The organism is Paraburkholderia sp. J41 (assembly GCF_905220235.1).
Taxonomy (GTDB): domain Bacteria; phylum Pseudomonadota; class Gammaproteobacteria; order Burkholderiales; family Burkholderiaceae; genus Paraburkholderia.
The window spans coordinates 20,490-33,097 of sequence record NZ_CAJMZE010000052.1 but is presented as its reverse complement, the minus strand read 5'-3'; the positions used below and the strand labels follow the sequence as shown (position 1 = coordinate 33,097).

10 protein-coding genes are annotated in these 12,608 nt (G+C 67.5%); 5 read left to right on the top strand and 5 right to left on the bottom strand.

Translation table 11 applies throughout. The features are described from left to right. Positions 1–303 precede the first annotated feature (303 nt). Positions 304–570, bottom strand: a complete 267-nt coding sequence (locus tag U5805_RS29940; protein ID WP_322107105.1) for a hypothetical protein — start codon at positions 568–570, stop codon at positions 304–306. A 144-nt stretch (positions 571–714) separates the two neighbouring features. Next, positions 715–1,812 carry a substrate-binding domain-containing protein gene (locus U5805_RS29935; RefSeq protein ID WP_322107104.1) on the bottom strand — a complete coding sequence of 366 codons (1,098 nt, stop codon included), beginning with the start codon at positions 1,810–1,812 and terminating at the stop codon, positions 715–717. A gap of 129 nt (positions 1,813–1,941) precedes the next feature. Between U5805_RS29935 and U5805_RS29930 the strand changes: the two genes are divergently transcribed. The 4 genes from U5805_RS29930 to U5805_RS29915 are packed head-to-tail and all read left to right on the top strand — an operon-like array spanning position 1,942 to position 7,223. Beyond that, positions 1,942–2,463: an NAD(P)H-dependent oxidoreductase subunit E gene (locus U5805_RS29930; protein ID WP_322107103.1), complete on the top strand. Its 522-nt coding sequence runs from the start codon at positions 1,942–1,944 to the stop codon at positions 2,461–2,463. Beyond that, a complete protein-coding gene (locus tag U5805_RS29925; protein ID WP_322107102.1) occupies positions 2,460–4,019 on the top strand; it encodes a formate dehydrogenase beta subunit in 1,560 nt (519 codons plus the stop codon). Before U5805_RS29930 ends, U5805_RS29925 begins: the two co-directional genes overlap by 4 nt. 14 nt (positions 4,020–4,033) lie before the next feature. Next, the gene (gene fdhF, locus U5805_RS29920) at positions 4,034–6,982 is read left to right on the top strand and encodes a formate dehydrogenase subunit alpha (protein WP_322107101.1); all 2,949 of its coding nucleotides are present in this window, start codon (positions 4,034–4,036) and stop codon (positions 6,980–6,982) included. A gap of 1 nt (position 6,983) precedes the next feature. Then, positions 6,984–7,223, top strand: coding sequence for a formate dehydrogenase subunit delta (locus U5805_RS29915; protein WP_322107100.1), 240 nt, complete (start codon positions 6,984–6,986; stop codon positions 7,221–7,223). A 19-nt stretch (positions 7,224–7,242) separates the two neighbouring features. Here U5805_RS29915 and U5805_RS29910 read toward each other — a convergent pair whose 3' ends face one another. The 3 genes from U5805_RS29910 to U5805_RS29900 all read right to left on the bottom strand — a co-directional run bounded on the left by U5805_RS29910 (position 7,243) and on the right by U5805_RS29900 (position 10,524). Further along, positions 7,243–8,928, bottom strand: coding sequence for an FAD-dependent monooxygenase (locus U5805_RS29910; RefSeq protein WP_322107099.1), 1,686 nt, complete (start codon positions 8,926–8,928; stop codon positions 7,243–7,245). Between the two features lie 196 nt (positions 8,929–9,124). Next, complete coding sequence (locus U5805_RS29905; protein WP_322107098.1) at positions 9,125–10,207, bottom strand: cation diffusion facilitator family transporter; 1,083 nt, start codon at positions 10,205–10,207, stop codon at positions 9,125–9,127. Further along, on the bottom strand, positions 10,204–10,524 hold the full coding sequence (locus tag U5805_RS29900; protein ID WP_322107097.1) for a metalloregulator ArsR/SmtB family transcription factor: 321 nt from the start codon (positions 10,522–10,524) through the stop codon (positions 10,204–10,206). Before U5805_RS29900 ends, U5805_RS29905 begins: the two co-directional genes overlap by 4 nt. Positions 10,525–10,658: 134 nt before the next feature. Between U5805_RS29900 and U5805_RS29895 the strand changes: the two genes are divergently transcribed. Further along, entirely contained in the window at positions 10,659–12,554 is a 1,896-nt protein-coding gene (locus tag U5805_RS29895) for a tetratricopeptide repeat protein (protein WP_322107096.1), read from the top strand. Positions 12,555–12,608: the final 54 nt, after the last annotated feature.

The following is a 12,608-nucleotide window of genomic DNA, read 5'->3' as shown; positions in this document are numbered from 1 at the left end:
ATCGAATACCGGCTTGTTGCCGTACGTGAGTGCCTTTGCCTGTTTGTCTGTGAGTGCCATTTTTAGCCCATCGTCTAGCCCATCACGAAGCGTCGGATGGGAGCGAACGAATATAAACTCGAACGCACCGGAAGATGAACTAAACTACTGACGGCAAAGGAATATGCGAACTGGAGCGAACCGGAGCGCACTGAATTTTGGCACGCCGGCTCCACCAGATTTTGACGATAAAACCCCGCAAGCCAACAGGCTTGCGGGGTTTTTGTTTTTGCGCGCACGCGCACCGCGTGCGCGTCCATCCGCTCAATTATCTTGCGGACACTGAAGATTGCAGCCGTTCGGGTCGCCCAGGTCGCCGCGCTTGCGGGCCGCGCTGGGCTTGCCGTGCTGATACTTGCCCGAGGGCGTCGAAGCCGCGAATTGCATCTGCGGATGCTCCTGGAGCTTGAACTCGTCGGTCAGGATGCCGCCCGGCACGCCCGGCGAATTCTGCGCGAAAGCCAGGTCGACGGTCGCGAACAATGCCGCCGCGGTCGCGGCGACAGTACAAACTTTGAGGACAAATTTCATAATGGATCGGCGCGTTCGACGCGCATCTGAAACGTAAGAGCAAATACCGGTCGAAAGTATCACAAAAAGCGCCGGACTCTGCAGCGTCGCCCGAGTATCGAGCCGCGATGTGCGTTGCCTTTCATTACACCGCGATCAAGAGCCTCAAACCGGAAACACGCTGCGCGCCCCGTCGTCGCCCCACGCCGCCTCGAGCGCCACCACTTCGCCGCATGCGCTCGGATCGTAACCTTCGAGATGTGCGACCGACTCGCGAAACCCGGCGCCGCGCAGGATCGCCAGCACGGTGGCCAGCGGCTCATGCGTGAGATGGGCGCGATCGCAGGCGAAATAGTAGTCTTCGTCGGCGATTTCGATGAAATCGAGCCCGAAATGATGCGCCGCCGGCTCCACGCCGAAGCCCACGTCGGCCATGCCGCTGGCCACGAACGCCGCGATCGCCGAGTGCGTCAGTTCCGATGAGGCATAGCCGTTCACGCGTTCCGGGTCGACGCCGATGCGCGTAAGCAGCAAGTCGATCAGCATGCGCGTGCCCGAACCCGGCTGACGGTTCACGAAGCGGATGTCGCCGCGCGCGAGATCGGCAAGTCCGGTCACGCGCTTGGGATTGCCGCGCCCGACGAACAAGCCCTGCTTGCGCTGCGTGAGATGGATCAGCACATGGCGCTGCGGATCGAGCCAGGCGCGATAGGCATTGGCGCACGCCGCGCGAAAGTCGCCGCGCGGCAGATGAAAGCCCGCGAGGTCGCACTCGCCGCGCGCAAGCGCCGAAATGGCGTCCACGCTGTCGCGGTACTTGATCTCCACCGGCACCTGATCGCCCACCAGCGCCGTCACCAGCGCCGCCACGGCGTAGCCGTGCGAGGCGTGAATGCGCAGATCCTGCGTGGCCGGCGCGAGCCAGCGGTTCAAATCGCTCGCCACTTCGCTTGCGAGCGCGTCCATGTTGCCTTGCAGGCGCTCGGCGCACAGGCGCTGCGAACGCAGCACGGCCTCGCCCAGTTCCGAGAGCACGGAGCCGCGCCCGCGCGCCTTGGCGATGAGCGCGCCGCCCAGCCGCTCCTCCACTTCGCGCAACACGCCCCACGCATGGCGATAGGACAAACCCTTACGCTGCGCCGCCTGCGCGATGCTCCCCTCTTCCGCGACGAGCGCAAGCAACGGCACAACGTCCGTCAGGCTTGCTTCGCGGCCTTCCGCGTCGCGCACGACCACCTGCGCCTGGCACTCGACCTTGATCATTATGAAATCATCCTTCCTATTGCGTCTGCATTTACAGGGGCCTATTGTTCGATCAGACAACAAGACAACCCGAGCATAGTTGCACACTTTATGAATAACAAGTGCATATATGCCAGGAGGAACCCCACTGTGGAAGAGACAACGCTCCGCACCCCCGACGATCTCGTGCGCCGTCACGCACAACCCGGCCGCACGCTGCTCGCCATCCTGCATGCCATTCAGGACGAGACCGGCTTCGTGCCGCCCGACACGGTTGCGCCGCTCGCGAAGGCATTGAATCTCTCGCGCGCCGAGGTACACGGCGTCATCACCTATTACCACCACTTCCGCACCGCGCCGCCGGCTGCCGTGACCGTGCAACTGTGCCGCGCGGAAGCGTGCCGCAGCATGGGCAGCGAAGCGCTGGCGCAGCACGTGGAAGCGCATACGGGCTGCCGTTTTCATCAGCACGGCCATGCCGCCGACGCGGCCCACGCGCCGCACGAGCACGGCGAGGTCGCGCTCGAATCGGTCTATTGCCTCGGCCAGTGCGCGCTCTCGCCGGCCATGACGATTAACGGCACGCTGCACGCGAAAGTGACCCCGCAAAAGTTCGACGCGCTGTTCGACACGGCCATGAAGACCGTCGCTCGCGCCGAGGAGGCAGCATGACGCGCATCTACGTTCCCCGCGATTCCTCGGCGCTCGCGCTCGGCGCCGACGAGATCGCCGCCGCCATCGAACGCGAGGCCGCCGCGCGCGGCGCGAGCGTCCAGCTCGTGCGCAACGGCTCGCGCGGCCTGCTCTATCTCGAACCGCTCGTCGAAGTGGAAACGGCCGACGGCCGCGTGGGCTACGCGAATGTCGAGCCGGGCGAGGTCGGCGCCTTGTTCGAGGCGAACTTCCTGCAAGGCGGCCAGCACGCGCGCAGCGTCGGGCTCGTCGAGCAGATTCCGTATCTGCGCCGCCAGCAGCGCCTCACCTTCGCGCGCATCGGCATCACCGACCCGCTTTCCACCGACGACTACGTCGCGCACGGCGGCCTCGAAGGGCTGCGCAACGCACTCGCGACGACCAGCGCCGCGGCCTGCGAGGCGCTGATCGAATCGGGCTTGCGCGGGCGCGGCGGCGCGGCGTTCCCGGCCGGCATCAAGTGGCGCACGGTCGCGCAGGCGCACGCGGACCAGAAGTACATCGTCTGCAACGCCGACGAAGGCGACTCGGGCACGTTCTCCGACCGCCTCGTGATGGAAAGCGACCCGTACGTGCTGATCGAAGGCATGACCATCGCGGGCATCACCGTCGGCGCGACGGTCGGCCATATCTACGTGCGCAGCGAATATCCGCACTCGATCGCGGCGCTCGAGGAAGCGATCCGCCGCGCGCGCGTCGCGGGCTGGCTCGGCGACGACGTGCTGGGCAGCGGCAAGCGCTTCGACCTGTTCGTTGCCAAGGGCGCGGGCGCCTACGTGTGCGGCGAGGAAACGGCGCTGCTCGAATCGCTCGAAGGCAAGCGCGGCATCGTGCGCGCCAAGCCGCCGCTGCCCGCGCTCGCCGGCCTGTACGGCAAGCCCACGGTCATCAACAACGTCATCACGCTCGCCACGGTGCCCATCATCTTCGCGAAGGGCGCGGCGTTCTACAAGGACTTCGGCATGGGCCGCTCGCGCGGCACGTTGCCGTTCCAGCTCGCGGGCAACATCGCGCGCGGCGGTCTCGTCGAACTGGCATTCGGCGTGACGCTGCGCGAACTGATGATGGATTACGGCGGCGGCACCGCCAGCGGCCGCCCGCCGCGCGCCGTGCAGGTGGGCGGCCCGCTCGGCACGTATCTGCCCGAAAGCCAGTGGGACATTCCTATGGACTACGAAGCGTATGCGGCCGTGGGGGCCGTGGTCGGCCACGGCGGCCTCGTGGTGCACGACGACACGTCCAATCTCGCGGATCTCGCGCAATACGCGATGGAGTTCTGCACGCTCGAATCGTGCGGCAAGTGCACGCCATGCCGCATCGGCTCGACGCGCGGCGTGGAAGTCATCGCCAGGATCCGCAAGGGCGACACCTCCGAAAAGCAGGTCACGCTGCTGCGCGATCTATGCGACACGATGGTGTCCGGCTCGCTCTGCGCGATGGGCGGCATGACGCCCTACCCGGTGCTTTCGGCGCTCAATCATTTCCCGGAAGATTTCGGTCTCGAACCCGTTGTCCAGCCGGCAGCGACTGCCTGAACGAGGAACCCAGCATGTCCGACACGCTCACGAATCAAGCCGGCGGTTGCGGTTCCGGCAATTGCGCCTGCAAATCGGCGGCAATGAAGCAACGCTCGCCTTTCGACGATACCGACTACGGCACGCCACTGCGTCACGCCGACGTCGACGTCACGCTCGAAATCGACGGCCAGTGCGTCACGGTGCCCGCGGGCACCTCGGTGATGCGCGCTTCGATCGAAGCCGGCATCAACGTGCCGAAGCTCTGCGCGACCGACTCGCTCGAACCGTTCGGTTCGTGCCGCCTGTGTCTCGTCGAGATCGAAGGGCGGCGCGGCTATCCGGCTTCGTGTACGACGCCCGTCGAAGCGGGCATGAAGGTGCGCACGCAAAGCGACCGCCTGCAAAAGCTGCGCCGCAACGTGATGGAGCTGTACATCTCCGATCACCCGCTCGACTGCCTCACCTGCCCCGCCAACGGCGACTGCGAACTTCAGGACATGGCGGGCGTCACGGGCCTGCGCGAAGTGCGCTACGGCTTCGACGGCGCGAATCACCTGAAGGACAAGAAGGACGAGTCGAACCCGTACTTCACCTACGATCCGTCCAAGTGCATCGTCTGCAACCGCTGCGTGCGCGCCTGCGAGGAAACGCAAGGCACCTTCGCGCTGACGATCGCCGCACGCGGCTTCGAGTCGCGCGTGGCGGCCGGCGCGAGCGAGCCGTTCATGGATTCGGAGTGCGTGTCGTGCGGCGCGTGCGTGGCCGCATGCCCGACCGCGACGTTGCAGGAAAAGACCGTCGTAATGCTGGGCCAGGCCGAGCATTCCGTCGTGACCACGTGCGCGTATTGCGGCGTGGGCTGCTCGTTCAAGGCCGAGATGAAGGGCAACGAGGTCGTGCGCATGGTGCCGCACAAGAACGGCCAGGCCAACGAAGGCCACGCGTGCGTGAAGGGCCGCTTCGCGTGGGGCTACGCCACGCACAAGGACCGCATCAAGAAGCCGATGATCCGCGCGAAGATCACCGACCCGTGGCGCGAGGTGAGCTGGGACGAAGCGATCGGCTACGCCGCCAGCGAGTTCCGCCGCATCCAGGCAAAGCACGGTCGCGATTCGATCGGCGGCATTACGTCCTCGCGCTGCACGAACGAGGAAACCTATCTCGTGCAGAAGCTCGTGCGCGCCGCGTTCGGCAACAACAACGTGGATACCTGCGCGCGCGTGTGCCACTCGCCCACGGGCTACGGCCTCAAGACCACGCTCGGCGAGTCGGCGGGCACGCAAACCTTCGCTTCGGTCGATCACTCGGACGTCATCATGGTGATCGGCGCGAATCCCACCGACGGCCATCCGGTGTTCGGCTCGCGCCTGAAGCGCCGCGTGCGTCAGGGCGCGAAGCTGATCGTCGTGGACCCGCGCCGCATCGACATCGTCGACACCGCGCACGTGAAGGCCGAGCACCATCTGCAACTGCGCCCCGGCACCAACGTCGCGATGATCAACTCCATCGCACACGTGATCGTCACCGAAGGACTCGTGAACGAAGCGTTCGTGGCCGAGCGCTGCGAAACGCGCGCGTTCGAGCAATGGCGCGATTTCGTCTCGCTGCCCGAGAATTCGCCCGAGGCGATGGCCGAAGTGACGGGCGTGCCCGCTGAGCAGGTGCGCGCCGCCGCGCGCCTCTACGCGCAACACGGCAATTCGGCGATCTATTACGGCCTGGGCGTCACGGAGCACGCACAGGGCTCGACCATGGTGATGGGCATCGCCAACCTCGCGATGGCCACGGGCAACATCGGCCGCGAAGGCGTGGGCGTGAACCCGCTGCGCGGCCAGAACAACGTGCAGGGCTCGTGCGACATGGGCTCGTTCCCGCACGAGCTGCCGGGTTATCGCCACGTGGGCGACGCCACCACGCGCTCACTCTTCGAGGACGCCTGGAACGTCGCGCTGCACAGCGAGCCTGGCCTGCGCATTCCGAACATGTTCGAAGCGGCGCTCGACGGCACCTTCATGGGCCTCTATTGCCAGGGCGAGGACATCGTGCAGTCCGACCCGAACACGCAGCACGTCGCGGCCGCGCTCTCCTCGATGGAATGCATCGTCGTGCAGGACATCTTCCTGAACGAAACGGCGAAGTACGCGCACGTGCTGCTGCCGGGCTCGTCGTTCCTCGAAAAGGACGGCACCTTCACCAACGCCGAACGCCGCATCTCGCGCGTGCGCAAGGTGATGCCGCCGATCGCCGGTTACGCCGACTGGGAAGTGACGATCCTGCTGGCCCGCGCGCTCGGCTACGAAATGGGCTACACGCATCCGTCGCAGATCATGGACGAGATCGCGCGTCTCACGCCCACGTTCCACGGCGTCTCGTACCAGCGGCTCGACGAAATGGGCAGCATCCAGTGGCCCTGCAACGAAGCAGCGCCCGACGGCACGCCGATCATGCACATCGAAGAATTCGTGCGCGGCAAGGGCAAGTTCGTCATCACGAAGTTCATCGCCTCGCCGGAAAAGGTCACGCGCCGCTTCCCGCTCCTGCTCACGACCGGCCGCATCCTCTCGCAATACAACGTGGGCGCGCAAACCCGCCGCACCGAGAACTCGCGCTGGCACGAGGAAGACCGCCTCGAGATTCATCCGGTGGATGCCGAAGATCGCGGCATTCGCGACGGCGACTGGGTGGGCATCGAGTCGCGCGCGGGGCAAACGGTGCTGCGCGCGCAGGTCAGCACGCGCATGCAGCCGGGCGTGGTGTACACCACGTTCCACTTCCCCGAGTCGGGCGCGAACGTCATCACCACCGATGCATCGGACTGGGCCACGAATTGCCCCGAGTACAAGGTGACGGCCGTGCAGGTGAGCCACGTGCAGCAGCCTTCCGAATGGCAGCGCGAATACTCGCGCTTCAACGCGACGCAGCTCGATCTGCTGCGCCAGCGCGAAGCCGTTGCCGGCGCCGCCGCCACCTCGGGGAAATGACATGAAAGCCGACCACCTGATCGAGATGGCGAACCAGATCGGCATGTTCTTCGACTCGCTGCCCGACCGCGAGGAAGCGCTGACGGGCATCGCCGAACATATCCGCAAGTTCTGGGAGCCGCGCATGCGCCGCTCGCTGCTCGCGGCGTTCGACGGCGAAGGCAAGGAAGCCGGCTTCACGGAAATCGTGCTCGCCGCGCTGACGAAGTACCGCGACACGCTGATGCCAGCGGCGGCATGAGCGGCGGAGCCGGCCGCGGCTAGCCGGAATCGGCGGGCGAAGGCGCCGACGCGGGGTAGCGTGTCGGCGCGAACCACGTTTCGCAGTGGCGCAGCAACGCGTTGAGATCCGAAGCGGGCCGCCCGCGCATGCAGATATAGCCGTCCGGGCGCACCAGATAGAACGCGGGCCGCGTGCGCCCGTACGACTCGTCGAGCGACGGCGCGCCCTCGCCTGCGAGCGGCGCGGCGCCCGCCGCGAGATCCGCGATCCACCACAGGCGCAACGCCTGCGGAAAGAGCCGCTCGACGGCTTGCGCGAAACGCCGGAGCGCCGCGTCGTTGCCGACGGCTTCGGCCTCGTCTTCCACCAGCACGAACAGCGAGAAGCACGCGGGATCGTGCAGATCGAAGATACGCCCCCTGCCCGGCGAAGGCCCGAGCGGTCCGTCGATCACATGCACGAGCGCGTCGGGCGCGCGTTCGCCCGCGCGCGGACCGCCGTCGAGCGTGCGGTCGAGCGTGAGCGGGCTGCGCCGGTATTGGATCGACAGTTCGCTCACGGCCTGCCGCGCGGCGTCGCGCAGCGGCCCGAGCGAAACGAGCGCCGGCATCACGCGCTCGCGCAGCAGCTTGAGCGGCCCGTGATCGGCTTCGACGAGCTGCGTCATGAAGCTGGTCTGTTGCAGCACGAGGCGCTCGATCGGATAGCGCTCGGCGTGGTACGTGTCGAGCAGGCGCTCGGGCGCGCCGCCCGCATGCACGCGCGCGAGTTTCCAGCCCAGATTGAGCGCCTCCTGAATGCCCGTGTTCATGCCCTGCGCGCCCGCCGGGCTATGCACGTGCGCCGCGTCGCCGGCGAAGAAGATTCGCTGCGCGCGCAACTGCCGCACCATGCGGCTGTTGATGTTGAAGTACGACGCCCACGTCATGTCCGCAATGGAAACCGGATGATGCACGCGCTGCCGGACGATCGCGCGGCATTCGTCGAGCGTCGGCACGGGCAGCGCGCCTTCGGGCGCGGCGGGCAGCATGGCCTTGTGATCGGCGATCAGGCGAAAGCGTCCCCGGCCGAGCGGAAACAGCGCCGCCAGCCCTTCGCCCGAGGCGAATATGTGGAACTCGTCCTCGGGCCACGGCGTGGTGAGCGCGAGATCGGCGAGCAAGAACGACTGCGCCATCGTCTCGCCCTCGAACTGCATGTCGAGCCGATGCCGCACCGTGCTGTGCGCGCCGTCGGCGGCGACCACATAGGCGCAGCGCAGCGCTTCCTGACGGCCGTCGGCATGGCGCAGATCGGCGCTCACGCCCGCCGAGCCCTGCGTGAAATCCACCAGTTCGACGCCGCGCTCGATCTCCACGCCGAGCGTCGCGAGATGCTGCGTGAGAATGCGTTCGGTGACGGTTTGATCGATGAAGATCAGATACGGATACCGCGTGAGCAGCGGATCGAAATCGAGCCGCGCGCGGCGCTGGCCGTTCGAATAAAGATTGGCGACGTGCGCGCGATGGCCGAGTTCGAGAAACGGCTCGACACAGCGATGCTGCTCGAACAGTTCGAGCGTGCGCGCCTGAACGCCGATCGCGCGCGAATGACGCGCGGGCTCGGGCGAGCGATCAATCAAACGCACGGGAATGCGCGCGCGCGCGAGACTCATCGCGGCGGCGAGGCCAGTGGGTCCCGCGCCCACGATGAGCACGGGCGCGAGAGACGAAGCCACGGTCATGCAGACCTCCCTGTGCTCGGCACGCTTTGGACACCGCTTTGAACATCACTCCGGAACATAGTTCGTAGTGTATCGCCCGCGCGGCAGCGGGTCGCGCGGCAGCGCATCAAAACGCGGGCTTTCGGCGCGTTTGCCAGCGATGCCGATACGGGGCGGCGTGGCGGCGGGGCCGCATCGGTAGCCGTGCGATGCCGCTTCAATGCGCATGCGACGGCGCGGCCACGCTCTGTTCGCAATCCAGCGCGCAACGATGCGCGCTCGTGCCGAGATCGACCTGAAGCGTGACGTGGCGCATGCCGAAGCGCGCGCCGAGCGATGCCACCATGGCGTCGAGCGCGGCGTCGCCGGGATGCCCCGCCGGCATCACGAGGTGCGCCGAAAGCGCGCAACCCGTGGTCGAAAGCGCCCACACGTGCAAGTCATGCACGTCGATCACGCCTGCCTGGCGCGCGAGAAATGCGCGCACTTCGACGATATCGACGTTCTCCGGCACCGCCGCGAGCGCGAGCCGCACCGACTCGCGCAGCAAGCCCCACGTGCCGTAGACGATCACGAGCACCACCGCGATCGACATGAGCGGATCGACCCAGCTCGCGCCGGTGGCGAGAATCACGAGGCCGCTCACGGCCACGGCGGCGGACACGCCCGCGTCGGCGGCCATATGCAGGAATGCGCCGCGCACGTTGAGATCTTCCTTCTGGCCGCGCATGAAAAGCCACGCCGAAAAGCCGTTCACGAACAGGCCGACGAGCGCGACCACGAATACGTCGAAGCCCGCGACGCTCGCCGGATGCAGCAGCCGCCCGAACGCTTCGGCGAGAATCGCGCCGCATGCGACGAGCAGCAGCGCGGCATTGGCGAGCGAGGCGAGAATCGACGAACTGCCGAAGCCGAACGTGAAGCGCGCCGACGGCCGCCTCGTGGCGAGCCATGCCGCGCCCCACGCGAGCAAAAGGCCGAGCACGTCGGAGAGATTGTGGCCGGCGTCGGCGAGCAGCGCGGTCGAGTGCGCGAGCACGCCGTAGACGGCCTGCACCCCGACGATCACGACATTGAGCGCGACCGCGACGGCGAACGCGCGCCCCTGCCCGGCTGCGGGCGCGTGATGGTGATGATGGTGATGACCGCCATGCGCGTGGCCGTGGTCGTGCGCCTGATCGTGGCCCTGCGCGTGTTCGTGTTCGTGTTCGTGTTCGTGTTCGTGGCCGTGGCCGTGTTCGTGGCCGTGGCCGTGGCCGTGATCGGCATGATCCGCCGGCTTGCGTTCGGCACCCGTCATGCGCCCTCCTGCCAGTGCGTGGCCGGCTCGGCCACATGTTCGAGCATGGCCCCGAGCATCGCGCTGATATGCGCGTCGGCGGCGGCGTAAAAGACCTGCTTGCCCACGCGTTCGGCACGCACGATGCGTGCCGCGCGCAAATGCCGCAGATGGTGACTCACGAGCGACGGCGACAAGCCGAGCGCTTCGGCAATCGCGCCCACGGCGAGACGCTGCTGCACGCACGCGAGCACGATGCGCAACCGCGTGGCGTCGCCTAGCAGCCGGAACAGCCCGGCGAGCGGCGCGACCCGTTCGTCGCTGGAAAGAGCGGTCATGCCGACGTCATCCTCAACATATGAATATCTATTCATATGTTAGTTACGTAAGGAAAACCCGTCAAGCGTGCGGGGCCGCTGCCCGAGTGTGGGAAAATGCCGGGTTTGCGTTTGATCGTATTGCCTCTTCAGTCATGGAACCCGTTTTTGTCCGCGCTTACGCCGCACATCGCGACGGCCGGCTCGACGACGCCGAGCGCGGCTATCGCGCGACGCTCGACGCCGATCCCGTCCACGTCGATGCGCTGCATCTGCTCGGCGTGCTGCGGCATCAGCAAGGCCAGCACGCCGAGGCCGCGGACCTCGTGCGCCGCGCCGTCGCGCTTCGCCCCGACGACGCCGCGCTCCAGTTGAACCTCGGCAACACCCTCAAGGCGCTCGGCCAGCTCGAGGGCGCGATCGAGCGCTTTCGCAACGCGCTCACGCTCTCGCCCGCCTTCGCGCTCGCGCACTACAACCTCGGCAATGCGTACGCGGCGCTCGGCCGCCACGAAGATGCGATGTACGCGTTCGGCCACGCGGTGCGCCTGCAACCCGGCGACGCCTCGTCGCACAACAATCTCGGCAACGCGCTGCACGCGCTCGGCCGCCACGCCGAAGCCGCGGACGCCTTTCGCCGCGCGCTCAGGATCAGGCCCGGCCACGCGGGCGCGCACAACAATCTCGGCATGTCGCTCAACGCGCTCGGCGACAGCGCGAGCGCCGTCGAACAGTTCCAGAGGGCGCTGCGCCTCGAACCGCGCTTCGTCGCCGCGCATTTCAACCTCGCCAACACGCTCGACGCCACCGGCCATCACGCGCAGGCCGTCAACGGCTTCGAGGCGGCGCTCGCATTGCAGCCGCGCTTCGTGCCCGCGCTGTTCGGTCTCGGCAACGCGCTCGCGGCGCTCGGCCGCCACGACGAAGCCGTCGCGCCCTATGAACGCGCGATCGGCGCCGATCCCAAATTCGCGCTCGCCTGGCTCGCGCTCGGCACCGCGCATCACGCGCTCGGCCGCCACGCCGCCGCGCTGCGCGCCTTCGACGAAGCGCTGCGCGTGCGGCCCGACCTCGCCGCCGCGCATCTGAACCGCGCGCTCACGTGGCTCACGCTCGGCGACTTCCAGCGCGGTTTGCCCGAATACGAATGGCGGCTCGACCCGGCCGCGCGCGAGTTCGCGCACGCCAACGCGCCGGGCGCCGCGCACGCGAGCCGCACGCCGCCGCGCTGGCATGGCGAGCCGCTGAACGGCCGCACGCTGATCGTCGAAGCCGAGCAAGGTTTCGGCGACACGCTCCAGTTCGTGCGTTTCGTGCCCCTGATCGCGGCACGCGAAGGCAACGGCAACTCGCGCATCGTGCTCGAAGTGCAGGCGGCGCTGATTCCGCTGATCGCGCCCGCCGCCGAAGCCTGGCGCGTGACGCTCGTGGCGCAAGGCGCCGCGCCGCGCCCCGTGGCCGATCTGCATTGCCCGCTGCTGTCGCTGCCGCTCGCGCTCGGCGTGAGCGTCGACAAGTTGCCCGCGCGCACGCCGTATCTCGAAGCGAGCGCCGCGTATCGCCGCAAATGGCGCGGCTCGCTCGGCGGGCAGGCGCGGCGCAAGATCGGGCTCGCGTGGTCGGGGCGCATCCAGAAATACGAAAACCGCTCGATTCCGCTCGCGGCGCTCGAACCGCTGTTCGCGCTCGACGGCATCGACTGGATCGTGCTTCAGCCCGAATTGAGCGACGCCGAACACGCGGCGCTCGACGCGCATCCGCGCGCGCACTCGATTCATCGGCTGGGCGCGAAGCTCGGGGATTTCGCCGATACCGCCGCCGTGATCGAACGCCTCGACGGCGTGGTTTCCATCGACACGTCCATCGCGCACCTCGCGGGCGCGCTCGGCGCGAAGCTCTGGCTCATGCTGCCGTTCGCCGCCGACTGGCGCTGGTTCGCGGGCACGAGCGAGACCCCGTGGTATCCGCGCGCGCAGCTCGTGCGCCAGCCGCGCCCGCGCGCGTGGAGCGAGGTGGTGGAAGCGGTGGCGAGGCAATTGCGCGACGCCTGATCTTCGCGCTCGATTACGGGCCGCGCCCGCCCCCGCCCTTGCTCCGCGCGCGAC